Genomic DNA, 24,505 nt, shown 5'->3' with positions numbered 1-24,505 from the left:
AGTTCAGCGACCGAGTACAACGCAGCGCATCGGTTCCTTTGTCACACGGCGCACCCTTTGGGTGAATGGTTCTACAGGACAACTCGGTGTTCACGCAGTCCTTGAACGCCGGGGGCCGCCGAATAGACGCAGCCCTGTGCCTCACCGGGGTTTTTCAGCCCCTCCCGCGCGGTGGTGACAAAAAGTGTCGACAAATCCGCACCCCCGAAGGCCGGGCAGGAACTGTGCCTGCCAGCAACGGCAATGGCGCGTTCAAACCCTCCGTCCGGCAGATAGCGCGCCACCCGCGCCGCGCCCCATTGCGCATTCCAGACGCCCCCCTCTGCATCGCAGACCGACCCGTCAGGAAACAGCCCCTCGTCGGTCACATCGACAAAGACCTGCGGGGCGCCAACCGGCCATCCGTCGGTATCAAGCGTCTGGCGCATGATTTTCTGGGCAGCCGTATCAGCGAAATAGGCAATGTCCCCAGCGGGTGCAAAACAGATCGAATTCGGAATGCTGATCCCATCATAAAGACATCGGAGATCGCCCCGAAAAAATCGATAGATCGCGCCTGCGCCGCGCTCGGCCGATTTGCCCATTGTGCCGATCCAGAACCCGCCTTGCGGGTCCGCGCGCCCATCGTTGGAACGGGTGGCCGGGGTATCGGCCTCCAGCGGATGTACCAGCGAGTGCGCACCGGTCGCAATGTCAAACCGGTAAAGCCCGGTTTCCGAGGCGATCAGCAAAGTGTCATGATCGACCCAGCCTGCGGCCGAGACATGTTCGTCAAAGGACCATTCCAAAGGGTCATTGCCCCGCCGCGATAACAACCGTTTGCCCAGAATGTCGAACCAGAACAATTGTCCGCGCTCCGGGTGCCACAGGGGCCCCTCGCCCAATTTGCAAGGGCGGGCGTCGAACATCTGCGCCGTGGTCATTTGAAAACCTCGTCATAGCGTTCGGTGATCAAAGCCGCCTTTGCGGCCACTGTTTCGGGTGTGTCACCCGGACGATAGAGCGCAGAGCCGATGCCAAACCCGTCGACCCCGGCCGCACGCCAGTCGGCAAAGTTTTCGGGCGACGCTCCGCCAACGGCCAGCACCTGGGTGCCCGGGGGAAGAACCGCGCGAATGGCCTGCAACCCGGACGGACCGATCAGCGATCCGGGGAACAGTTTCAAACCATCCGCCCCGGCGCGCAGGGCCGCGAAACATTCGCTGGGCGTCATCGCGCCCGGGTAAGACAGCAGGCCCGCCGCCTTGGTCGCGCGGATCACCTCGGGGTTGGTATCCGGCGACACGATCAGCCGCCCGCCTGCCGCCTTGACCTGTGCCACCTCATCCACGGTCAGCACTGTGCCCGCCCCGATCAGCGCGCGGTCGCCAAATGCCTTGGCCAGACGGGCGATCGACAGGAGCGGATCGGGTGAATTCAAAGGCACTTCGATCCGGTCGATCCCGGCGGCGATCAGCGCCGCGCCGACAGGTTCGGCCTCGGCCGGGGTCAGGCCACGCAGAATGGCGATGATATTGCGGGTCATTCGTCAGTCTCCCTCAGCCGGGTATAGGCAGCCTTGAGCCCTGTCAGTGTCAGCCCTGCGCCGTCGGTCACAGTCACGGTGACGCCGCAACCCGTCAAGGCGGTTTCATAGAGCCGAACCAGGTCAGGCGAGCCGATCAGCGTGACCGGTTCCTCTTGCCAGATGCTGCGCATCGCCGCCAATTCGGCCCCGATCAGCAGCCCCGACAGCCGCGCCCTTGCAAGGCCGGGCCCCGTGGTGCCCACCAGCGATTGCGCCCGCAGCGGGAACAGGCCAGCGGTCAGCCGCGCCGGATCGCGCAGGGTTTCGGCCGCCGCTGACCGGAACGCCTCGGTGTTCCAGTCGGCGTCCAGGGAATGGCGCAGGACCGAATGCTCGCTCAGCAAGGCGAACAGCTCTCCGGTCATCACCGTGTGGAATGCGACAACCTTGCCCTTGGCGACGCGCACCCATTTCGTATGGGTCCCAGGCAGGCAGATCACCCCGGAAAATTCCGGGGCGCCGGCCATGTACCCGGCCAATTGCGTCTCTTCCCCGCGCATCACATCGGGCGGGTCCAACTGGCACAGACCGGGCAGGATGCGCACCTGCACGCGTGGGTCGCGGGTTGGCGCGGTGACTGCCGCCCCTTCTGCGGGGTGGCAGGGGATCACAGCATAGGGCGCCTCGATCCAGCCCTGTCGCGCGCCCGCCATGCCGCAAACGATCACAGGGGTGTTTTCGTCGGGACCAAGAAACGGTTCAGCCAGCTCAAGAAACGCCGCCTCATATTCATCTGGGTGAAGCTGTGACATGCCTTTTTCCGAAACGCTCTCGCCGATCACCGCGCCGGACGCATCGAGCGCCCATATCCGCAGCCGAGTGGAGCCCCAATCGGCGGCGATCCATGTCGCCTGCACGTTCATTCCGACATCCCGGTCATCAGCGCCCCCCTCATTTTCCCCAACGCAGCGCGATCAGGTCAAGGTCGCGCGACAGATGCAACAACCTGTCGCGGGTGCGCCCGGACATCGGTTTCAGCGGATGGCGCACGTGGTCCGAACCGATCACGCCGCCTTCCTTCATTACCGTTTTGGCCGCGCGCAGCCCGCATTGACGGTTTTCATGATTGATCAGCGGCAGGCACAGTTTCCACTGTTCCAGCGCACCGTCAGGATCACCCTTCAGATAGCGTGTGACGATGGGCCGGATATGTTCGGGCTGTAGCGCCGAGGTCATCGTACCCGTCGCCCCGGCATCGAGATCGGCCAGCAGCGTCACCGCCTCTTCCCCGTCGAAGGGGCCGACGATGTGATCTCCACCCGCCTCAATCAGCGCGGAGAGTTTATCGGCGGCGAACGGGGTTTCGATCTTGAAATAGCTTACGTTCTCGATCTCGCGCGCCATTCGGGTCAGCAAGGGAACACTGAGGGACACGCCGGACAATGGCGCGTCCTGCACCATGATCGGGATCGAGATCGCGTCGGACACCGCCTGAAAATGCTCGAGGATTCCAGCCTCGCCCGGGACCAGCCCGACCCCGTGATAGGGCGGCATCATCATAACCATCGCCGCGCCCATGGACTGGGCCGCGCGGGCGCGCTCCACCACGATACCGGTATGGAAGTGGCTGATCGTGACGATCATCGGCACGCGTCCGGCAACATGCTCAAGACTGAGGCGCATCAAGGTCGCCCGCTCGTCATGGGACAGCAGGAACTGTTCCGAGTAATTGGCGAGGATGCAGATTGCATCGACCCCCTGATCGATCATGCAATCGAGAACGCGGCGCATGCCGTCCTCGTCGACGCGGCCGTCGTCGTGGAAGGGGGTTGGCGCGACGGGCAGGATGCCGGTCAGTTTGTCTATCATGGGGCTGTCCTTTTCATGGCTCTGACCGGCCCGGCGCGGTGACCTGAAAGCGCGAAACCTGATGAAAGGTTTCATCGGGTCGGAGCGTGATTTGCGGATAATCGGCGTGGTTCGGGGCGTCGGGCCATCCCTGCGGTTCGATCGCCAACCCGGCATGGGTGCGATAGGCTTGGCCCAAGTGTGTAGGGGCGTCGCCGCTGTCGATTCCGGACCCGTCATAAACCTGCAACCCCGGCGCGTCCGTGGCGATATCAAGCCGCAGCGGACCACTTTCCAGCCGGCAGGCAAACCGCGCTCCGCAGCCCTGTGTCAGGCAGAAATTGTGATCAAGCGGCGCGTCGCCCTGGCTGGTCACCCTGCGTGGAGTGCGGAAATCGAACCGGGTTCCGGCCACCGGGGCCGGTGGACCAAGCGGGATTTTGTCGGCGTCGACCGGCAGGTAACTCTCGGCATCGATGCACAACCGGTGGTCGGCCAAACGCGGCGTCAGCGCCCAGTAGGAATGATGCGCCGGGCTGCAAAAGGTCGGCGCGTCGGTGCGCCCCTCCATCTCAAGCGTAAGGGCGCCGTCATCATCCAGCCGATACAGCGCCGCAAGGTCCAAAGTACCGGGGAACCCACCCGCGCCGTCCGGCACCCGGATCGACAGGCGGCAGGAGGTGGCATCGAAATCGTCCAGATGCCAGTTCGAAACGCTGGTGCCGGTCGCCCCGCCATGCAAGGTCGTGCGCCCGTTCTCGTTACGCTCCAGCGTCAGGTTCTGCCCGTCCAGCACGGCCCGCCCGCCCGCAATCCGGTTGGCGACCCGACCGACGATCGCACCGAAATGACGCATCGGGCCCAGGTATGGCGCGAATTCAGGACTGCCCAGAACAAGCGAGCGATCAATGCCGGCCAGCCGGAAATCCTGCAGACTGGCACCCCAGGTCATCACAGCGGCGGTGGTGCCGCCGTTTGACAGTACAGCGCGGCGCACCGGACTGCCGTCCGGGGCGGTGCCAAAGGGGTGACCCTGTCCATCCCGCACGGCTGGTCTCACTCGACGAAGGGTTCGACAGTTGCCCGGCGACCAAGCGCAAGGGCATCGGCCACATGGCGCATCGGCGCGAGGTCCATGTCGATTTCACCTGCGCTCACGAGCCGGGCCATATTGGCATAAAGGCGCGGGTACTCGCCCAGAAGGCTCAGTTCACCGGAGGAGGCCGCCGCAACCCCGTCTATCGACAGCAGCGCGCCGCCGTTTTCCAGCTTGATCTGACCAGCGTCGGTTTCCACGTCGATTGTCCAAATCTGCTCGCCTTCCTGGCGGAAATCGAAATCGCAGGAAATGTCGGCACCGTCGGGGTGAAAAAACCTGAGCGCGGCGGCGATCGGTGTCTGGCAATTTGCGGGCACTTCCAGCAGCGCTTCGGTCACGTGGATCGGGTCGGGGAGGATCTCGGTCACGATCGACAGCGCATTGATGCCGGGATCAAAAACCCCCAAACCCCCGGGCTGCCAAATCCAGGCCTGTCCGGGGTGCCATCGCCGCACGTCCTCTTTCCAGGTCACCGTCAGGCGGCGCAGCCGTTTTTCCGCCAGCCAGGCCTTGGCCCCGGCGACGCCTTCGGCCTCGCGCGAATGCCAGGTTGCATAAAGCGACACCCGGTTTTCGCGCGCCAGCGCCTCCAGCGCATGGCATTCCGAAAGGGTGGCGCCCGGCGGTTTTTCCAGCATGACGTGCCGCCCGGCGCGCAGGGCGGCGGCGGCAGCGGCAAATCGCGGGACCGGCGGCAGGCAGAGCGAGACCACCTCGATATCCGGGCGCGCCGCCAGCATATCGCCTATGTCGGTGAAGCTCTCCACGCCCGGCACGGTGCCTGAACGCGAGACGGTGGCGGCAAGCTCCCAGTCCGGGGAGGCGGCAAGGGCCGGAACATGCTGATCCAGGGCGATCTTACCAATCCCGACAAGGGCAATTTTTCTGACCATCAGTGTGAATCCTTCGGTATGGCGGCCCCGCGGCAGCCTTTGAGGAAATCGAAATCAGCGCCGGTTTCGGCCCCCTCCACGTGATCGTAGAACATCCTGGCATAGCCACTTTGCGGCGGGTCTTCGGGGCAGGTCCAGTTCGCCAACCGGCGGGCGATCTCCTGCTCGGACAGATCGAGATGGAGACGCCGCGCCGCCACGTCGATTTCGATCATGTCACCGGTCTGCACGATGGCCAGCGGCCCGCCGCGTGCGGCCTCGGGCGCGGTGTGAAGGATCACGGTGCCGTAGGCCGTTCCGGACATGCGGGCATCCGATATCCGGACCATGTCGGTGATGCCCTTTCTCAGAACTTTCGGAGGCAGGCCCATGTTACCAACCTCGGACATGCCAGGATACCCACGGGGACCACACATTTTCAGAACCATCACGCAAGTTTCGTCGATGTCGAGGGCGTCATCGTCGATCCTGGCCTTGTAGTCGTCGATATTCTCGAACACGACGGCCCGGCCGCGATGTTTCATAAGGTGCGGGCTGGCGGCGGACGGCTTCAAAACCGCCCCGCCCGGAGCCAGATTGCCTCTGAGCACGGCAATGCCCCCCTGCGGGGTCAGCGCCTTGTCGACCGGAAGGATCACGTCGTCATTCCAGTTTGTGACGTCTTTGACTTCGTCCCAGATGGTTTCGCCCGACACCGTCAGCGCCTGTTTGTGAAGCTTGCCCGCCTCGCCCAGCCGTTTCAGCACCACCGGCAGACCCCCGGCATAGAAAAATTCTTCCATCAGGTATTTGCCCGACGGTTGAAGGTTGACGATGGTCGGGATGTCACGGCCCAGCCGGTCCCAATCGTCAAGCGTCAGATCAACGCCCACCCGTCCGGCAATGGCCATCAGATGGATCACCGCGTTGGTCGAGCCGCCAATGGCCCCGTTGGTGCGGATGGCGTTTTCAAACGCCTCTCTGGTCATGATGTCGGAGGGTTTGAGATCGTCCTTGACCATCTGCACGATGCGGCGGCCCGATATCTGTGCCATGACCCGCCGCCGCGCATCGACGGCCGGGATCGCGGCATTGCCGGAAAATGCCATGCCCAAAGCCTCGGCCATCGACGCCATGGTCGAGGCCGTGCCCATTGTGTTGCAGGTACCGGTCGAGCGGGTCACGGCGACCTCGGCCTCGACGAATTCCTCCTGCGTCATGTCCCCGGCTTTCACCGCCTCGGAGAATTTCCACAGGTGGGTGCCGGCGCCGACACGTTCGCCCCTGAACCAGCCGTTCAGCATCGGCCCGCCGGTTACGACGATCGACGGCAGGTCGGTCGAGGCGGCGCCCATGATCAGGCTTGGCGTGGTCTTGTCGCATCCGACCAGCAGCACCGCGCCGTCGATGGGCTGGGCGCGCATCGTTTCCTCAACGGTCAGGGCCGCGAGGTTGCGATACATCATTGCCGTTGGGCGATAGGTGTTTTCGGAGGCCGAAAACACCGGAACCTCCAGCGGGAACCCCCCGGCCTCCCACACGCCGGCCTTTACCTTTTCGGCCAGTTCGCGCAGGTGCCCGTTGCAGGGGGTCAGATCGGACCAGGTGTTGAGTATGCCGATCACCGGGCGCCCGTCGAACAAGTCATGTGGATAGCCCTGATTTTTCAGCCATCCCCGATGATAGATACTGTCGCGCGACGTGCCGCCGTACCATTCCTGCGAGCGCAGTTTCCGGGGCCATTGAGCTGGCTTGAAGGTCATGTCCGTCCTCCCGGGCACATCTGGACGCTGTTTGAGCGTCTCAGAGGATCAGCCCTGTTTCTGCTTGTTGTAGACGTCAAAGATCACCGCTGCGAGCAGCACAAGACCTTTGATCACCTGCTGATAATCGATGCCGATCCCCATGATCGACATGCCGTTGTTCATCACCCCCATAATGAAGGCGCCGACGACCGCCCCGACGATCTTGCCCACACCGCCCGACATCGATGCCCCGCCGATGAAGACCGCGGCGATCACGTCAAGTTCCAGCGCGAAACCGGCTTTGGGCGTGGCTGTGTTCAGACGCGCCGCAAAGATCAGACCGGCCAGTGCCGCGAGAAAGCCCATGTTGACGAAGGTCAGGAAGGTCAGCCGTTCGGTCGGGATCCCCGACAGTTTCGCGGCCTTTTCGTTGCCGCCCAGCGCATAGATACGCCGGCCCAGCGTCGTCTGTTCGGTGATGAACGCATAGACCACGGTCAGGATGCCCATCGTGATCAGCACGTTGGGCAAACCGCGAAAGGTCGACAGAGAATAGACGAGGAACATTATCGCGCCAGCAACGATGGCCGTGCGCACGACGAAAAATGCGGTGGGTTCAATCTCGACCCCGTAGGCCCGGTTCTGTTTCCGTCGCGAAAGACCGAGATAAATCAGCAGAACAACGACGATCGCCCCCACGGCAAGCGCGGTCATATTCGGCCGGTCTACGCCGAAAATGTCAGGGATGAACCCGGTCGACAGCCGCTGAAAGGTTTTCGGGAACGGGCCGATCGATTGACCCTCCAACAGCCAGAGCGAGAGACCGCGAAAGACGAGCATCCCCGCCAGCGTGACGATGAAGGACGGGATTTTCCAGAAGGCGACCCAATACCCCTGCGCGGCGCCGATCAGCATGCCGACAACAAGGCAGGCCGCCACCGTTGGCACGACAGACCAGTTCCAGTTCACGATCATCACCGCCGCAAGGGCCCCGACAAACCCCATGACCGAGCCGACGGACAGGTCGATATTGCCGCCGACAATGACGATCAGCATGCCCAGCGCCATGATGATGATATAGCTGTTTTGCAGGAACAGGTTCGTGATGTTGATGGGGCGCATCAGGGTGCCGCCGGTCACGACCTGGAAAAACACCATGATCGCGATCAGGGCGAACAACAATCCATATTCCCGCAAGTGCGTGCCCAAGTAATGGGCAATGCCTGAGGGTTCGGCCTGTGTGTCCTTGGGGGTGGCTGCTTCACTCATCTCGATTGTCCTATTCCGTAACAATGAGCGACATGATGCGCTCCTGGCTGGCGTCCTCGGCGGCCAGTTCGCCGACGAAACTGCCTTCGTTCATGACATAAATCCGGTCACACATGCCCAGCAACTCGGGCATTTCGGACGAAATCATCACCACGCCCCGGCCTTCGGCGGCAAGGTCGTTCATCAGGTTGTAGATTTCGAACTTGGCCCCGACATCGATGCCGCGGGTCGGCTCGTCCAGGATCAGCACCCTGGGATCGGTAAAGAGCCACTTGGACAGCACGACCTTTTGCTGGTTCCCGCCCGACAGGTTCATGACCCGCTGGAACACGCTGGGCGTTCGGATGTTCATCGCCTTGCGGTATTTTTCGGCGACCTGGGTTTCCTCGCTTCTGTTGAGGACACCGTTTCTCGACACCTCGCCCAGGTTGGCCAACGTGATATTCTGGCGGATCTCGTCCTCAAGAATAAGGCCCAGTTCCTTGCGGTCTTCGGTGACATAGGCAAGGCCCGCACGGATGGCGGCGCCCGGATCGCCCAGATACACCGGGTGTCCGTCAAGCAGCGCCTCGCCCGTGATGTTGCGCCCATAGCTTTGGCCGAAGATGCTCATCGCCAGTTCGGTCCGCCCGGCGCCCATCAGCCCGGCGATCCCGACGATTTCGCCGGCGCGCACGTTGAAGCTGACATTCTTGATGACCTGCCTGTCGGCATGTTGTGGATGGGTGACGTTCCAATCACGGATTTCGAACAGAACATCTCCGACCTTGCGCTCGCGCTCGGGGTATCGGTGCGCCATGTCACGACCGACCATGTCGCGCACGATCCTGTCTTCGGTGACGTCATGGGTGCGGGAATCGATCGTTGAAACCGTGGCACCGTCCCGCAGCACGGTGATCGTATCGGCCACCCTGCGCACCTCGTTCAGCTTGTGACTGATGATGATCGACGTGACGCCCTGGGTCTTGAGTTCCAGGATCAGGTCAAGCAACGCCTGACTGTCCGCTTCGGACAGGGCCGCAGTCGGCTCGTCCAGGATCAGCAGCCGCACTTCTTTCGACAGCGCCTTGGCGATCTCGACCAATTGCTGTTTGCCGACGCCCAGCTTGTCCACCTTGATCGCGGGGCCCTCGGACAGCCCGACCTTTTTCAACAATTCTTCGGTGCGCCGGAAGGTTTCGTTCCAGTTGATCACACCATTGCTGGCGCGTTCATTGCCCAGGAAAATATTCTCGGCAATCGACAGGAGCGGCACCAGCGCCAGTTCCTGGTGAATGATGATGATGCCGCGGCTTTCGCTATCCTTGATGCCGGAAAAGCTGGCCAGCGCGCCGCCATAGTGGATTTCGCCCTGGTAGTCTCCGAAAGGGTAGATGCCGGACAGGACTTTCATCAGCGTGGATTTGCCGGCGCCGTTTTCACCGACCAGCGCGTGAATCTCGCCTTCCTCGACCGAGAAACTGACATCGTCCAGCGCCTTGACCCCCGGAAAGGTCTTGGTGATGCCACGCATCTCCAGCAAAGCAGACATGATACCCTCCCCCCGAATGCCCGCCCGCCGCCACGGCGGCGGACAGGGCTTGTTCACGTCAGATCACTTGAGATCTTCGGCCTTATGATAGCCGGACCCGATCACGATTTCCTCGTAATTGGTGATGTCGACAGACACTGGCTCAAGCAGGTAGGACGGGATGATCTTGACACCGTTGTCATAGGTCTTGGTGTCGTTGATCTCGGGCTCGCCATCTTGCAGCAGCGCATCGGCCATGCCGACGGCAACCTTGGCCAGTTCGCGGGTGTCCTTGAACACGGTAGAATACTGCTCGCCTGCGATGATCGACTTGATCGACGGCAATTCCGCGTCCTGGCCGGTGACGATCGGCATTTTCAGATCGCCCGAACCATATCCGACCCCTTTGAGCGAGGACAGGATGCCGATCGACAGCCCGTCATAGGGGGCCAGCGCACCATGCAGTTGCTTGTCGGTGTAATGGGCCGAAAGGAGGTTATCCATACGGGCCTGTGCCACAGCACCGTCCCAGCGCAATGTGCCGACGGTGTCCATGCCCATCTGACCGGACACGATATTGATGGTGCCCGCGTCGATCAGCGGCTGAAGCACACTCATCGCGCCATCGTAGAAGAAATAGGCGTTGTTGTCGTCCGGCGACCCGCCGAACAGCTCGACGTTGTAAGGCCCGTCACCGAACCGTTCCTTGAGCCCGCTGACCAGCGAGTTCGCCTGCAGCACGCCGACTTTGAAATTGTCGAAGGTCGCATAATAGTCGACATATTCACTGTCGCGGATCAGGCGGTCATAGGCAATGGTCTTGATCCCGGCGTAATGCGCGTTTTCCAGCACGTTCGACAGGGTCGTCCCGTCGATCGCCGCAATCACCAGAACGTTGACACCCTTTGTCACCATGTTCTCGATCTGGGCGAGCTGGTTGGGGATGTCGTCTTCGGCATATTGCAGATCGGTCGCATAGCCTGCCGCCTCGAATTCCGCGACCATCGATTGACCGTCCGAAATCCACCGCGCAGATGATTTGGTGGGCATGGCGATGCCGATGGTGCCCTTGTCCTGGGCGATGGCCGGTGCAGCCACCAGACCCAGAGCGATTGCTAGGGCGCTAAGCCCGGTCGTAATGCGTTTCAATGTATTTCCTCCCGAAATCGGGCGTCTCCATCCGCGGACCGCCCTGCTCATAAAGCTGGGGCTGTCGAAGACTCGACACGCCCTGACCAAGCGTAGTTGCAGTTCAGCATATCGTTCAATTGCTTAATTTTGCCGCTTTCATACCGATAGTGGTATGTAGCGACATGAGCAAAATCCTGACCCGCTTGCAGCCCCGCCACCTGCGACTGATCCATGCCATCGCCACGCACGGTCAGCTTTCGCATGCCGCCAACATATTGGGCATGACCCAGCCGTCGGCGTCACGGTCGCTGGCCGAGATCGAAAGGCTGGCGGGCGCCCCCCTGTTCGAGCGGCATCCCAAGGGGATGACGCCGACCCATGTTGGCGAAATCCTAGTGCGTCATGCCGGTGTGATCCTCGGCGATCTCGAAGCGATATCAGACGAATTGGCCGCCGTTCGCTCCGGGCGCGCAGGGACGGTGCGGGTTGGTGCGGTCACCGGCGCGGCCGTGGGGTTTGTGGTGCCCGCGATTCAGGACCTCAAACGGGAAACAGAAAACCCCGACATTCGCGTCGATGTCGCGCCCAGCACCAACCTGATGGACGGGCTTTTGGGCGGCAAATATGATTTCGTTCTGTCGCGCCTGCCCGAAGGCATCGACCCGCGCCTTTTGGACATTCAATACAGCCGGGCCGAGCATCTGGACATTCTGGCGCGCAAGGATCACCCTTTGTCCGGGCTCCGCCACCTCGATCTGCGCCAGTTGTCGGGATTTCCCTGGATCATGCAGGCCCCGGGCATGCCAATCCGATCGGCCGTCGAACTGGCGCATGTGGCGATTGGGCTGACCCAGCCGCGGGATGTGATCGACTCGGCCTCGCTGCTTGTGATGATGGCCTATCTGCGCACGTCGGATGCGATCTCACCCGTGGCGCGCGAGGTGTCGGAACTGATCTGCACATCCGGCGGAGAAGGCTGTCGGGTTCTTGACCTGAAGTCCCCGATCACCATGCCGCCCTATCATTTGATCCGGCAATCGGGGCGCCCGCTGAGTCCGGTCACACAGAGGCTTTTTGATCTCGTGGTGGAGCGATTGGCGGGATGATCCAGGATGGCTCCTCCACGGGCCTTCCGGCAGCGCGAAATCGCGTGCTTCTCGGTGATGCAATGGCAGCACCACCTCGATCTGTTTGCAGAAGCAGCAAGGGAGGCTTTTGTCGCGCTCGGGTATCAGATCTTGGATACGGGTGGCACTTTGATCTCCTGTCCTTGCTGCGATGGCGGACATTCGCAGCACGAGATCCTCATTGCCTATGCACGGATAGAAGCAGCGGTGCGCGCACCAACAACGAACCTCACGTAGACCAGAGATAAACTGATAGACAATGGGGTGGCCTCTGGCCGCCCCATTTGCGTTTCAGCCCATGAAAGGTTTCCTCAGATAAGGGGCCACCGGGTATAGTTGCCCTCTGAGACAACCTATCGCCCTGGTCAGCAGACGCGACCGCCCCATTCAACGCGTCTATCTCATGGAAGCCACACTGCTCCGGACGACCCACCGGTCAAGCGTCAACCGCATCACATCCGACGAGGAGCAATAGGCTTTGCATCCCTGCTCTTGAGAACTCCGAACCGGATAAGAATTTCTTCGAATTCAGTTTTGGACAACACTTCTACCACACCATATCCCTTGGGACAGAGTCGAACCTCGGGGATCGTGTTTCAGGGGCTCAAAACCAGAAAATCGGGCGTTTCGGCCCGATTCCCCTCTTATGCTTGCAAAATGGCTATTTCAGCCCCGCCGGTGGCCATTAATTGGCGGTCAGAACAACAATTGATCCTTTGGCAGCCCTACTGACATTTCGAATAGCCGCAGCTTGCACAGGTCATGCAGCCTTCGATCATGCGCATTTCGTACTGGCCACAGCTGGGGCAGGCCTTGCCACGCGGCGTTTCCCCAACCGCCATAACCTGCGCTTGCGGGTCGCTTTTCAGCCCCATGCCCTCGCCTTCGATAAAGCCGATGGAAATCAGGTGGCGTTCGATCACGCTGCCGATTGCCGCCAGAATCGACGGGATGTATTTACCCTGCATCCAGGCCCCGCCACGCGGATCAAACACGGCCTTGAGTTCTTCTACCACGAAACTCACATCCCCGCCGCGCCGGAACACTGCCGATATCATCCGCGTCAGAGCGACGGTCCAGGCGAAATGCTCCATGTTCTTGGAGTTGATGAACACCTCGAAAGGACGGCGGTGGCCGTTGATGATGATGTCGTTGATCGTCAGGTAGATCGCGTGTTCGCTGTCAGGCCATTTGAGCTTGTAGGTGTTCCCCTCAAGGGTCTGCGGACGGTCCAGCGGTTCGGACATGTAGATGACATCGCCATGCGGGGTCATCGGTTCGCCCATCTCGGATGTGATCACCTCGGGCGCGCCGCCATTGGCCGTCGTCTGCGCGTCCGGCTTCTCGGCGACACTCAGGACCGATCCTGTTACCTCGTTTGGCCGATAGGTGGTGCACCCTTTGCAGCCCGTATCCCAGGCCTGCATATAAACGTCCTTGAAGTCGTCGAAACTGATGTCCTCGGGGCAGTTGATCGTCTTGGAAATGGACGAATCCACCCATTTCTGCGCGGCGGCCTGCATCTTGACGTGGTCCGACGGGCTGAGCGTCTGGGCATTCACGAAATACTCTGGCAGTTCGCGGTCGCCGAATTCGTCGCGCCACATCTGCACGGCGTAATCGACCACTTCCTCTTCGGTGCGGCTGCCGTCCTTTTGCAGGACCTTCCGGTTATAGGCATAGGCAAAGACAGGCTCGATCCCGGAACTGACGTTACCGGCATACAGGCTGATGGTCCCGGTCGGCGCGATCGAGGTCAGCAAAGCATTTCGGATACCGTGTTCGCGCACCGCGGCGCGGACATCGTCATCCATGTTCATCATGTTGCCGCTGGCCAGGTATCCATCCGCGTCGAACAGCGGGAAGGCGCCCTTTTCCTTGGCCAATTGCACCGACGCCAGGTATGCGGCGCGGGCGATCGCGTGCAACCAGTGTTCGGTCTGACGCGCCGCCTCGTCCGAGCCATAGCGCAGGCCCAGCATCAAAAGGGCATCGGCCAACCCGGTCACGCCCAGCCCGATCCGCCGTTTGTTGCGCGCTTCTTCGGCCTGTTGCGGCAGCGGGAATTTCGATGCATCCACCACGTTGTCCATCATCCGGACCGCTGTTGTCACCAGGTCGCTCAGCGCGGCTTCGTTCAGCGCGGCGCCGTCTTCGAACGGTTCACTGATCATCCGCGCGAGGTTGATCGACCCCAGCAGGCAGGCGCCATAGGGCGGCAGCGGTTGTTCCCCGCAGGGGTTCGTCGCGGCGATGGTTTCGCAATAATTCAGGTTGTTGGCCGCGTTGATCCGGTCGATGAAGATCACCCCGGGTTCGGCGTAATCATAGGTGCCCTGCATGATCCTGTTCCACAGGTCGCGCGCCTGCAGCGTGTGATAGACCTTGCCGTCGAACTCCAGCTCCCACGGTCCATCGGTCTTGACCGCTTCCATGAAGGCATCCGTCACCAGCACCGACAGGTTGAACATCCGCAGACGGGCGGAATCGGATTTGGCGATGATGAAATCTTCGATATCGGGGTGATCGCAGCGCATCGTCGCCATCATCGCCCCGCGGCGCGACCCGGCGCTCATGATGGTGCGGCACATGGCGTCCCAGACATCCATGAAGCTGAGCGGCCCGGAGGCATCCGCCGCAACGCCCGACACCGATGCACCCTTGGGGCGAATGGTGCTGAAATCGTACCCGATGCCGCCGCCCTGCTGCATGGTCAGGGCGGCCTCTTTCAGCATCTCGAAAATGCCGCCCATGCTGTCGGGGATGGTGCCCATGACAAAACAGTTGAACAGGGTGACCTGCCGGGCGGTGCCCGCCCCTGCGGTGATCCGTCCTGCGGGCAGGTATTTGAAATCCGTCAGGGCCTCGTAAAACACCTCTTCCCACTTGCCCGGGTCATCCTCGACCCGAGCCAGATCGCGGGCGATGCGGCGCCACGTGTCCTCGACGCTTTTGTCGATGGGCGTGCCCTCTTCATCCTTGAAGCGGTACTTCATATCCCAGATCTGCTCGGCGATGGGGGCAGCGAAACGGCTCATGGCAGGATTCCCGAAATGGAGACAGGGTCTCACAGTACCGCAAAGCGGCCCAGCAGCACAACAGGTTGCCGTGCCTCGTCAGCAAGCTACAATATGGGCTGTGGCCTGGGGACGACTCTGTGGATAAAACCGTCAATCTGATCAAACTCTCCGTCGGGACCGAGACGGTGGAAACGCTGGCCGCATGGCAGGCGAGCACGCGCGCGCAGGGGGCCGACGGATTGCCGCGCCACGTCACCCGCATGTGGCCCAAGCGCGCGGAGGAGATCCTGAACGGCGGGTCGATCTATTGGGTTTTCAAGGGGCTGATCCAGTGCCGCCAGCGCATCCTGCGTCTCGACGAGGTGATTGGACAGGACGGCATCCGGCGCTGCGCCATCGTTCTGGACCCTGCGTTGCACCGCACCCAGAGCGCAACCAAACGCCCGTTTCAGGGCTGGCGCTACCTTCCCGTTGCCGAGGCGCCGCCCGACCTGCCGGAAGGGCGCGAAAACGAAGACCCGTTGCCGGTCGAGTTGAACCGCGCGCTGGCAGAAATCGGCGTGCTTTGAGGTCGAAAAACCGACGGCTATCGAAGGGTCAGGTTCAAAGAAGCTGCTCGGTTTGAACGACCAGCGCCTTTTGTTTTTCCTCCCAATCGGACAAGATCGCAGCCCCTGAGCCCTGAAATTCATCAGCCAACAGCGCGCACCCAAGCATCCTGTCCACACGAAAATGCCTGATTGCGCCCCGCAATTCGCACCAGGAAACAAGCACCTCGTTGTCGCAATAGTAGATCATCGCCAGAGGCCAAACGGTACGATCAGTCCGCACTCCGTTGGCGTCGCCATAAGACAGTCGCAGTTTCGTTTCCGTTCGGATCGCGCGCCTGATGAGCGAGGTGTATCCTGCGTCCGACGCATCATTCCCCCACGAGGACGCTATCAGATGCCGCACGCCCGGCGCCACTTCTCGAAGTTTCCGCGCCGCGGCTTTTGCTGACTTCCACAATCCACCATCCCCTGTCCTTGCGACCATGGACAGACCGAGAATGATCGCCTCGGCCTCGTCTTCATCAAAGCTCAGGGGTGGGAGATCGTACCCGGCGCGCATGATGTACCCGACCCCGGTTTCGCCATAGATGGGAACCTGCCGCGCCTGCAAATGGGCAATATCGCGATAAACAGTCCTGATTGAGACCTCCAGAGTTTCCGCGATTTGCGCCGCCAGAACAGGCTTCGACGCCGTGCGGAGAATTTGAATGATGTCGAAGAGACGCTCTGTCCTCGCCATGGAGTACCTCCAGCTGTGACTTTGGAAACCATAACACTACTGCCACGCATGTGTCAGTAAGCCCCTGATAGGGAATCTTCCAATCAAGGCGAGAAAGGTTCCGGAAAATGAGAGAGCTATCTGAACTGAACAACACCCTGACGACATGTTCGTTCGTTGAGTCGTGGATGTTATGGGTCGAACTGGCGGATCGCGATGATGCGCGCGTTCGTCAGGCAGTGGTTGATGCCGTGGGACTTGAATACGGTCCGTATGAAGGCGTCGCATTCGAGAGTGGACCGGGTATGCAGTTTTTCCGGCCCAAACAGGGCTCAAAGCTGGGCACCTCAGAAGAAACGGTTAAGATGCCGGCAAGGGTGCTGACGTTCACAGTCGCCGGTGGCATTGAAATGCTTGCAAAGGCGATTGAAGCCGTTCGGCATACACATTCCTACGAGGAACCGGTCATCATCATACAGCAGGTCATGGCGAGCCGCGCAGACTATAGCGAAGATCGCGAAAATCCCAACCGATGGTGGAACCGGGGATTTGACGTCTAGATGACGCGGCCGTTCGCTTCAGAGCAGCATTCTTGCGACCCTGGCTCGGACCTGTAGCAGCCCGCGTGAATGTCTGCCGTTCGATCCCCGATCGGCTGGGTCAGCTCTGTGACAGAAAAGTCAAAGGTGTCTGCCGGTCCACAACGGCCAGCGCTGCTCAGGTCGCGTCGAGGAGTTTGAACAGGGCCTTCAGGGTCGCCTTTTCCTCATCCGAGTACTCGGCGACGCGACTGCGCCACAGGGTTGCCTGACTGCGCAGGATCAAACCGTCGTTCAGCAGTTTCAGGTGGTTCGCGCGCAGGGTTTCGCCGGTCGAGGTGATATCCGCCACCGCCTCGGCGGTTTCGTTTTTCACCGTGCCTTCGGTCGCGCCCTGGCTGTCGACAAGGGCGTAATCGGCAACGCCCCCATCGCGCAGGAAATCGCGCACAAGTTGGTGATACTTGGTGGCGATGCGCATGCGGAACCCGTGAGTGTCGCGAAACGCGGCTGCGGCGGCATCCAGATCATCCAGCGTGTCCACATCGACCCAGAAATTCGGCACGGCCAAAACAAGATCGGCATGACCGAACCCAAGCGGCGCGATCTCTTCGATCTGCTGTTCCCAGCGGGGTAGTTTTTCGTGCACCAGATCGGTGCCGGTCACGCCCAGATGAATGCGCCCGGCGGCCAGTTCCCGCGGGATTTCACCGGCAGACAGCAGAACCAGCGCCATGCCTTCGACACCGTCGACGGCCCCGGCATATTCACGGTCATTGCCGGTGCGCGACAGGGTCACGCCGCGCTTTTCGAACCATTGGAATGTCTTTTCCATCAGCCGCCCCTTGGACGGCACACCCAGCTTAAGCGTCATGGTCATGCGCCCTCCAGCTCAAGCATCAGGCCGGGGCGCAGGACCCCGCCCACAGCCGGGATTTCGGCGCCCTGCCCCAGCCGGCGGGTCAGCGCGTCATAGCGCCCGCCGCTGGCCACCGCGGGCAGGTCGGGTTTGGACTCGGCGTAGAACCCGAACACGAAACCATCGTAATATTCCATCGACGTGCGGCCATAGCTCGCCTCGAAATCAAGGGTTTGCACGTTGACGCCGCGTTGGGTCAACGCCTCGGCACGCAGTTTCAAACGCTCGACCGCAGGCAGGATCGACGGCAGGTCAACCGCGATATCGCTGAGCCTTTCCAGAGCGAAGGGCACGGTTTCGCGCACCGCCAGAAGGCTCTCCAGCGCCGAAAGCTCATGATTGGCAATGGGGGGTTCGGCGGCATCGGCGCGCAGGGCCTCGATACGCGCTTCAACTTCGCAACGGCTGCGCAACCCGATTTCGGGACCGGTGGCATCGAACGGATCGGACATTGCCAACAGAGCTGTGCGGCTGGCTGGCACGGGCGACCGGTGGGCAAAACGATCCAGCAGCGCACGAAACCGGCGCGGGCGCCAGATGTGGCGCATCAGTGCCGCCTTGCGCCGGTCGGATGTGGTCAGCCCCTGCACGGCCGCCATCAGAATGCCGATATCCCCGGTTGCCGCGCGCAGGTTCAGCGGTGCGAGAACCTCGGCAAACAGCGCGAATACCTCGGCATCGGCGGCGGCCACGTTCGAGCGATCGAACACCTCGTATCCGACCTGAACGAATTCGTTCGCCCGATCGGCATCATGTTCCTGACGGCGAAACACCTCGCCCGCATAGGTATAGCGGGCGGGTTCGGCCCCCTGCTCCATGTGCATCTGCACCACGGGCACGGTGAAATCCGGGCGCAGCATCTGTTCCCCGCGCAGTGCGTCCGAGGTGACATAGGCGCGCGCGCGAATGTCTTCGCCATAAAGGTCCAGCAAGGTTTCCGCCGGTTGCAGGATCGGGGTTTCCACTGCCTGTGCTCCGGCCTGTTCAAACCGGTCGCGCAGGCCCGCGGCGCGTGCCAAAGTTTCGGCGCGGCTTGGCATCAGTCTTGTCCGTCCAGAATTTCGCGCACCTTGGCGACCAATTGATCGCGGGGCACTTCGAACTGGCTGGGACGTTCCTTCCATTCCTCGAGCGTCGCGTTTTCGGCGATCTTGGCGCCCAGGACCAGATCCTTGATCTGGATGACGCCGCGCTCTTTTTCGTCGCCACCCTCGATCACAGCGATGGGGGAATTGCGTCGATCGGCGTATTTCATCTGGTTGCCGAAATTCTTGGGGTTGCCCAGATAGACCTCGGCCCGGATCCCCGCGTTGCGCAGTTCGGTCACCATCGCCTGATAATCGGCCATGCGGTCGCGATCCATCACCGTCACGACGACGGGACCAACAGGTTGCGACGAAATCCGCCCTTTTTCACGCAGGGCCGCCAACAGGCGGTCCACCCCGATGGAAATGCCGGTTGCCGGCACCTCTTGCCCGGTAAAGCGTTTGACCAGATCGTCATAGCGCCCACCGCCCGCCACCGAGCCGAACTGCCGTTTGCGCCCTTTTTCATCAAAGATTTCAAAGGTCAGTTCTGCCTCGAACACCGGCCCGGTGTAATAGCCAAGCCCACGAACGACCGAAGGATCAATGTCGATCCGGTCCGCGCCATAGCCCTGCGCCTGCACCAGATCACCTATCGTTTCCAGTTCTTCGATCCCTTTGAGGCCCATCTCCGATCCCCCCACAGCATCGCGCAGGTTGGCCAGCGTTCTGGCGGCATCGCCGGCCTTGGAGGTCAGGAACGCAATCACCGGTTCGGCCTGATCCTCGCTTAGCCCGACACCGTCGATATAGGCGCCGGATGCATCAAGGCGGCCTTTGGTCAGCAATTCGCGCACGCCGCTTTCGCCGACCTTGTCGAACTTATCGATGGTGCGCAGAACCGCGTCGCGGTCGGCACCCGCCTCATCCGTCAGCCCCATGGTTTCCAGCACCCCGTTCAGAACCTTGCGATTGTTCACCCGGATCACGTAATCGCCGCGCGGGATGCCGGCGCCCTCGAGCGTGTCGGACAGCATCGAACAAATCTCGGCATCGGCGGCCACGCTGGGGGCGCCGACCGTGTCGGCGTCACACTGATAGAACTGGCGATACCGCCCCGGACCCGGCTTTTCGTTGCGCCAGACCGGCCCCATCGCATAGCGGCGATAGGGCGTGGGCAGGTCGTTGCGGTGCTGGGCATAGACCCGCGCCAGGGGCGCCGTCAGGTCATAGCGCAGGGCAAGCCAATCGCCCTTGTCCGCGTCGTCGGCCTCTTGCCAGGCAAAGACGCCATCGTTGGGCCGGTCCACGTCGGGCAGGAACTTGCCCAGCGCCTCGATGGTTTCAACCGCACTGGTTTCCAAGGCATCAAACCCATAGCGATGATAGACGTCGGCAATCGCGCGCAGCATATCGCCGCGCTGCGTTACCTCGTCGCCGAAATAATCGCGGAACCCTTTGGGCGTTTCGGCCTTGGGGCGGGGTTGTTTCTTGACTTTGGCCATGACGGGCGTCCTTGGGCAAACCGGTTGCGGCGGGGTCTAGCCGAAGGGGTGGTGAGGAGCAAGGTGATGCACCGATCTGTCCCTCGCCTTTTCGCACCTGTCAGATATCGGCGAAATCCCCGGCGCGTCCCTTTCCGGCGGCGAACCGGGCCGCCCCGGCCCGTCCTTCGGCGCGAAATGCGGCGGCCGAGCGCCATTCGCGGCGCAGCGCGGCGGCCAGATCGGGTGGCGGCATCCGGGCCGACAGATGATCGGCCCGCATGCAGGCCTGCGGAAAGCGGCACAGATCCCGCGCAAGGGACTGCGCGGTCTCCAGTGCCGTGCCGGTGTCGCAAATCCGGTTGGCAAAGCCCATCGCCAAAGCCTCATCCGCATCGACCGGGCGGCCTGTCAAGATCAGGTCACTGGCCCGTCCCTGCCCCAAAAGGCGCGGCAGGCGCACGGTGCCCCCGTCGATCAGCGGCACGCCCCAGCGGCGGCAATAGACCCCGGTCACCGCACCTTGCGCCATTACGCGCAGATCGCACCACGCGGCCAGTTCCATGCCGCCGGCGACGGCGGGACCTTCGATTGCCGCGATCACCGGTTTTCCCAGCATCAGGCGCGACGGCCCCATCGGTCCGGGCAACGGCGCACCGACCGGATCGTCCCAGTCGGCAGGAATGTTCAGGCCATTGAACCACGCATCGGCGTCGCCTGCTCCGGCCGCTTTCAGATCAAAACCCGCGCAGAACGCGCCGTCGGCCCCGGTCAGGATGGCCACCTTGGCCGTTTCATCCGTCTGGAACGCCAGGAAAGCGTCGAACAGGGCCCGCGCCGTGTCCGGATTCACCGCATTGCGCGCCTCTGGCCGGACGATGGTGATGGTCGTCACACCCTGACCGGTTTTGATTTGGATTGTCATGAACCTTCCCCCCGGTCACATTCTGGCGGGGGCGTGTTTTCCGCGCAAGGCGCTTGGCGGCACCGGTGCCCCGATGTATGACGCCCCCATCCCGCAGGAGCCCGGCCCAAATGCAACATCTGGAAGAGCAGATCGCCCACCTCACCCGCACCGTTGATGAGCTGAACGAGGTCGTGACCCGCCAGCAGCGCGAAATCGACGTGCTGACGCGCCGCGTGCAGATGCTGATGCAGCGCGAGGCGGATCGCGATGCACAGAGTACCGGCGGCGTATTCATCGGCGATGAACGCCCGCCCCATTACTGACCCTTCGCGGGCCGCGGCCCACGCCGCATCAGCGGTTCAGGTCATCCTCCATGTAAGTGCGGATGATGTCATGAAATGTGTTTTCCGCCTGAAAACCCAATCCGCGCGCGCGTTTTGAATCGAACCGCTGGGGCCAGCCATCGACGATGCGGATGATATCCGGATCGGGTTCGCTGCGGATCAGGGACACGACATTGTTGCCCGCCACATCGCGCAGCGCCTCGATCTGTTCGGCCACGGTGCAGGATACCCCCGGCATGTTAAGCGCGCGCCGGTTTTCCAGCAGATCGGTATCGATCGTGCCCGCGCGGCGCAGGAACCCGACGGCCGAGCGGGGCGAGGCATGGCTGTGCGTCACCGTGTCATCAACCGGCAGAATCGCCTCTTGCCCGTTCAGAGGTTCGCGGATGATGCCGGAAAAGAACCCCGAGGCCGCCGCGTTCGGTTTGCCGGGACGCACGCAGATGGTGGGCAAACGGATCGAAACGCCATCGATGAACCCCTTGCGGCTGAAATCGGAGATCATCAGCTCGCAGATTGCCTTTTGCGCGCCATAGGACGTCAGCGGCGCAGTCAGGAATTCATCGTCGATCATGTCGGGGAATGGCGCCCCGAACACCGCGATGGACGAGGAGAATACCAGCCGGGGCAGATAGCTGCCTGCGCTTTCCACATTCTGGGCACGCAGGGATTCCAGAAGCTCCCAGCAAGGGAACATGTTCACCTGCCAGCCCTTGTCGAAATCCTTTTCGGCCTCACCCGATACGATCGAGGCAAGGTGAAACACCACATCGGGGCGTTCGGCCACAAGCGCATTGATCTCTGCTGCATCGGTGATATTGCCCACGACCTGCCGCTGCACGGGGGCCGCGTCGGGCGGAAAGGCGATGTCGTGCGACGTGATATCGACAGGCTGACCTTCCCAGCCGTCGTTCAGCAGGTTTCGGGCCAGTTTCTGGCCGATCATGCCCCCACCGCCAAGGATCAGGATTTTGGTCATTTCGGTGTCCCCCCAATTGGATATGCGTTTCGGTTTCCCGGACCCTAGTAGTTAACAAAGCAGGCGAACAGTGGATTGTCGCCCCCGTCATCCCTGAGATGCAAGCAGCGCGCGGATTTCCTGCTCTGACGGCATCGCTGGCGCGGTGCCCGGCCGGGTCACGGAAATTGCCGCCGTCGCGCTGCCAAAGCGCACCGCGTCGATCGGCGTGTCCCCGCGCGCCAGCGCCGCTGCAAAGCCGCCGTTGAACGCATCCCCCGCGCCGGTCGTTTCCACCACCGGCCCGGCGTCGAACGCCGGGACATGCACCGGATCGCGCCCGTCATGAAACAGCGCGCCGTTTTCACCCAGCGTGATGATCGCGGCGCCAACGCCCTTGTCCAGCAGGGCCTGCGCCGCGCGGGTGGCGTCGGCAACCGTTTGCACGGCGATGCCGGTCAGCGCTTCGGCCTCGCTCTCGTTCGGGGTGACATAGTCACACAGTGCGAGCATGCCCTCGGGCAGATCGGCGGCAGGGGCCGGGTTCAGGATCGTGACCGCGCCGCCCGCGCGCGCCACGCTCAGCCCATGATGCGCGGCCGGAATGGGTTGTTCCAACTGGGTCATGAACACGCCCGCCCCCCCTATCAGGTCACGGTGGGCATCGATATCATTTGTCGAAATCGCGCTGGCCACGCCGGGGCAGATGATGATCGCATTGTTGCCGGTCGCCTCTTCGATGAAGATATAGGCGGCTCCGGTGTAGCCGTCGTCCTGCTGGGTGATTTCGGGCACGACGCCGGCGTCGGACCAGATCGACAAGGCCATATCGGCAAAGGCATCGCGCCCCAAACGGGTGATGAAATGGGTCCGGGCCCCTGCACGGGCGGCAGCGACCGCCTGGTTTGACCCTTTCCCGCCGGGCCCCAGTGCAAAGCTGTTGCCGAGAATGGTTTCGCCCATGCGTGGCGGGCGGTCGGCACGAAAGCTGGTGTCGGCCACGAACACACCGAGAATGACGATTGGTTTGCTCATCCGTCCCTGCCCCGTCTGATTGCACTCAATTCAGGATCACCACGTATTTGACGATCCGGTTATTATCACTGTCGGAAATGTAATAGGCATTTCCGCGCACGGCCACACCTTCGGGATCATCGAATTTGTAGGGCCCCTTGCCCGGCATCCCATCGCCCAGCGCCCCGACCAGTCGGTTCTCAAGCGGGTCGATCAGCAGGATGCGGTGCGCGTCCTGATCGGCCACGATCAGGCGGCCAGCGTCATCGACATCCATATATCGTGGTCCGGCAAACCCGAACCCGACGCCCTGTATGACCTGAAGCTGTTCCAGCTCGGGGGAAAAACGGACCAGCCGCAATTGCATGTTGTCGGCCACCCAAATCGACCCGTCCGGCGCCTCGGCCACGTCATGGGCACCCGGCATGCCAGACGTCACCCCCAACAGATCGCTGCCCTGCATCATCACCAATTCGCCCGTGCCCGAGGACATGATGTAGGTGCGCCCGTTGGAATGGGCCAGAACGCCCTCGGTCCTTGGAAAGGGTTGCAGCGCCCCTTCCAGAACGTACCCTTGGGGGTCGGGCGCCAATATCGCAACGGCGCTGGCGCCGGTCACGGCGACATAAGCCTTGCCATCCGGACCGAAGGAGATGTCATGTACGCCGGGCAAACGACCATCGGCGATCACCCCCGTCACCTCTAGCGTGTCGGGGTCCATGATCACGATCCGGCTGCCGAATTTGTCGGCGATATAAAGCTGTCCGTCTGGACCAAAGGCCAGATCATGCGGATCGCTCAGCATCGCCTCGCTGGCCTTGTCGAAGGTGGCAAAGGGGGCCTGCGCCCAAACCGGGCCACCAAGGACCATCGTCAAGATCAGAATTGCCCAGCGCATCGCCATCCCCCCAAATACGG

24 protein-coding genes are annotated in these 24,505 nt (G+C 62.1%); 5 read left to right on the top strand and 19 right to left on the bottom strand.

What is annotated here, in order from left to right; genetic code table 11:
• Nucleotides 1-71: 71 nt before the first annotated feature.
• From ACXYMO_RS16940 to chvE, 10 genes are all read right to left on the bottom strand, one after another.
• Nucleotides 72-923 carry an SMP-30/gluconolactonase/LRE family protein gene (locus ACXYMO_RS16940; RefSeq protein ID WP_458879916.1) on the bottom strand — a complete coding sequence of 284 codons (852 nt, stop codon included), beginning with the start codon at nt 921-923 and terminating at the stop codon, nt 72-74.
• Nucleotides 920-1,525 (bottom strand): 2-dehydro-3-deoxy-6-phosphogalactonate aldolase, encoded by a 606-nt coding sequence (locus ACXYMO_RS16935; RefSeq protein ID WP_458879915.1) that lies wholly within the window; start codon nt 1,523-1,525, stop codon nt 920-922. The genes ACXYMO_RS16940 and ACXYMO_RS16935 overlap by 4 nt, the downstream gene beginning before the upstream one ends.
• Nucleotides 1,522-2,430: a 2-dehydro-3-deoxygalactonokinase gene (locus tag ACXYMO_RS16930; protein ID WP_458879914.1), complete on the bottom strand. Its 909-nt coding sequence runs from the start codon at nt 2,428-2,430 to the stop codon at nt 1,522-1,524. Before ACXYMO_RS16930 ends, ACXYMO_RS16935 begins: the two co-directional genes overlap by 4 nt.
• Nucleotides 2,431-2,458: 28 nt before the next feature.
• A complete protein-coding gene (locus tag ACXYMO_RS16925) occupies nt 2,459-3,376 on the bottom strand; it encodes a dihydrodipicolinate synthase family protein (RefSeq protein ID WP_458879913.1) in 918 nt (305 codons plus the stop codon).
• A 13-nt stretch (nt 3,377-3,389) separates the two neighbouring features.
• Nucleotides 3,390-4,403 (bottom strand): aldose epimerase family protein, encoded by a 1,014-nt coding sequence (locus ACXYMO_RS16920; RefSeq protein WP_458879912.1) that lies wholly within the window; start codon nt 4,401-4,403, stop codon nt 3,390-3,392.
• 8 nt (nt 4,404-4,411) lie between these two features.
• On the bottom strand, nt 4,412-5,347 hold the full coding sequence (locus ACXYMO_RS16915; protein WP_458879911.1) for a Gfo/Idh/MocA family protein: 936 nt from the start codon (nt 5,345-5,347) through the stop codon (nt 4,412-4,414).
• Complete coding sequence (gene araD, locus ACXYMO_RS16910) at nt 5,347-7,089, bottom strand: L-arabinonate dehydratase (RefSeq protein WP_458879910.1); 1,743 nt, start codon at nt 7,087-7,089, stop codon at nt 5,347-5,349. The genes ACXYMO_RS16915 and araD overlap by 1 nt, the downstream gene beginning before the upstream one ends.
• Nucleotides 7,090-7,137: 48 nt before the next feature.
• Complete coding sequence (gene mmsB, locus ACXYMO_RS16905; protein WP_458879909.1) at nt 7,138-8,340, bottom strand: multiple monosaccharide ABC transporter permease; 1,203 nt, start codon at nt 8,338-8,340, stop codon at nt 7,138-7,140.
• A gap of 10 nt (nt 8,341-8,350) precedes the next feature.
• Nucleotides 8,351-9,871: a multiple monosaccharide ABC transporter ATP-binding protein gene (gene mmsA / locus ACXYMO_RS16900; protein WP_458879908.1), complete on the bottom strand. Its 1,521-nt coding sequence runs from the start codon at nt 9,869-9,871 to the stop codon at nt 8,351-8,353.
• A gap of 63 nt (nt 9,872-9,934) precedes the next feature.
• Nucleotides 9,935-10,999, bottom strand: a complete 1,065-nt coding sequence (gene chvE / locus ACXYMO_RS16895) for a multiple monosaccharide ABC transporter substrate-binding protein (RefSeq protein WP_458879907.1) — start codon at nt 10,997-10,999, stop codon at nt 9,935-9,937.
• Between the two features lie 164 nt (nt 11,000-11,163).
• On the opposite strand from chvE, the gene ACXYMO_RS16890 reads away from it, so the two are divergent.
• Both ACXYMO_RS16890 and ACXYMO_RS16885 read left to right on the top strand, forming a co-directional pair.
• A complete protein-coding gene (locus tag ACXYMO_RS16890) occupies nt 11,164-12,087 on the top strand; it encodes a LysR family transcriptional regulator (RefSeq protein WP_458879906.1) in 924 nt (307 codons plus the stop codon).
• Between the two features lie 6 nt (nt 12,088-12,093).
• Nucleotides 12,094-12,345, top strand: coding sequence for a hypothetical protein (locus tag ACXYMO_RS16885; RefSeq protein ID WP_458879905.1), 252 nt, complete (start codon nt 12,094-12,096; stop codon nt 12,343-12,345).
• A 488-nt stretch (nt 12,346-12,833) separates the two neighbouring features.
• Here the strand turns inward: ACXYMO_RS16885 and ACXYMO_RS16880 are convergent, their stop codons facing one another.
• Nucleotides 12,834-15,146 carry an adenosylcobalamin-dependent ribonucleoside-diphosphate reductase gene (locus ACXYMO_RS16880; RefSeq protein ID WP_458879904.1) on the bottom strand — a complete coding sequence of 771 codons (2,313 nt, stop codon included), beginning with the start codon at nt 15,144-15,146 and terminating at the stop codon, nt 12,834-12,836.
• A 119-nt stretch (nt 15,147-15,265) separates the two neighbouring features.
• On the opposite strand from ACXYMO_RS16880, the gene ACXYMO_RS16875 reads away from it, so the two are divergent.
• Nucleotides 15,266-15,697 (top strand): DUF1489 family protein, encoded by a 432-nt coding sequence (locus ACXYMO_RS16875; RefSeq protein ID WP_458879903.1) that lies wholly within the window; start codon nt 15,266-15,268, stop codon nt 15,695-15,697.
• A 34-nt stretch (nt 15,698-15,731) separates the two neighbouring features.
• Here ACXYMO_RS16875 and ACXYMO_RS16870 read toward each other — a convergent pair whose 3' ends face one another.
• Entirely contained in the window at nt 15,732-16,418 is a 687-nt protein-coding gene (locus tag ACXYMO_RS16870; protein WP_458879902.1) for a helix-turn-helix transcriptional regulator, read from the bottom strand.
• A 107-nt stretch (nt 16,419-16,525) separates the two neighbouring features.
• Between ACXYMO_RS16870 and ACXYMO_RS16865 the strand changes: the two genes are divergently transcribed.
• Nucleotides 16,526-16,957, top strand: a complete 432-nt coding sequence (locus ACXYMO_RS16865) for a hypothetical protein (protein WP_458879901.1) — start codon at nt 16,526-16,528, stop codon at nt 16,955-16,957.
• 157 nt (nt 16,958-17,114) lie between these two features.
• Here the strand turns inward: ACXYMO_RS16865 and hisG are convergent, their stop codons facing one another.
• The 4 genes from hisG to ACXYMO_RS16845 form a co-directional block, all read right to left on the bottom strand.
• Nucleotides 17,115-17,810 (bottom strand): ATP phosphoribosyltransferase, encoded by a 696-nt coding sequence (gene hisG, locus ACXYMO_RS16860; RefSeq protein WP_458880151.1) that lies wholly within the window; start codon nt 17,808-17,810, stop codon nt 17,115-17,117.
• Between the two features lie 2 nt (nt 17,811-17,812).
• Complete coding sequence (locus ACXYMO_RS16855; protein WP_458879900.1) at nt 17,813-18,895, bottom strand: ATP phosphoribosyltransferase regulatory subunit; 1,083 nt, start codon at nt 18,893-18,895, stop codon at nt 17,813-17,815.
• Nucleotides 18,895-20,385: a histidine--tRNA ligase gene (hisS, locus tag ACXYMO_RS16850; protein ID WP_458879899.1), complete on the bottom strand. Its 1,491-nt coding sequence runs from the start codon at nt 20,383-20,385 to the stop codon at nt 18,895-18,897. Before hisS ends, ACXYMO_RS16855 begins: the two co-directional genes overlap by 1 nt.
• Before the next feature lie 100 nt (nt 20,386-20,485).
• Complete coding sequence (locus tag ACXYMO_RS16845; protein WP_458879898.1) at nt 20,486-21,289, bottom strand: crotonase/enoyl-CoA hydratase family protein; 804 nt, start codon at nt 21,287-21,289, stop codon at nt 20,486-20,488.
• Nucleotides 21,290-21,399: 110 nt separating this feature from the next.
• Between ACXYMO_RS16845 and ACXYMO_RS16840 the strand changes: the two genes are divergently transcribed.
• Nucleotides 21,400-21,594: a SlyX family protein gene (locus ACXYMO_RS16840; RefSeq protein ID WP_458879897.1), complete on the top strand. Its 195-nt coding sequence runs from the start codon at nt 21,400-21,402 to the stop codon at nt 21,592-21,594.
• A 28-nt stretch (nt 21,595-21,622) separates the two neighbouring features.
• Here ACXYMO_RS16840 and denD read toward each other — a convergent pair whose 3' ends face one another.
• The 3 genes from denD to ACXYMO_RS16825 all read right to left on the bottom strand — a co-directional run bounded on the left by denD (nt 21,623) and on the right by ACXYMO_RS16825 (nt 24,485).
• On the bottom strand, nt 21,623-22,594 hold the full coding sequence (gene denD, locus ACXYMO_RS16835) for a D-erythronate dehydrogenase (protein WP_458879896.1): 972 nt from the start codon (nt 22,592-22,594) through the stop codon (nt 21,623-21,625).
• An 87-nt stretch (nt 22,595-22,681) separates the two neighbouring features.
• Entirely contained in the window at nt 22,682-23,608 is a 927-nt protein-coding gene (locus tag ACXYMO_RS16830) for a ribokinase (protein WP_458879895.1), read from the bottom strand.
• 25 nt (nt 23,609-23,633) lie between these two features.
• Nucleotides 23,634-24,485: an NHL repeat-containing protein gene (locus ACXYMO_RS16825; RefSeq protein ID WP_458879894.1), complete on the bottom strand. Its 852-nt coding sequence runs from the start codon at nt 24,483-24,485 to the stop codon at nt 23,634-23,636.
• Between the last annotated feature and the right edge of the window lie 20 nt (nt 24,486-24,505).

This window comes from Arenibacterium sp. CAU 1754 (assembly GCF_054482635.1).
Note: the sequence above shows the minus strand (reverse complement) of the source record. Positions and strands in the feature narration are given on the sequence as shown.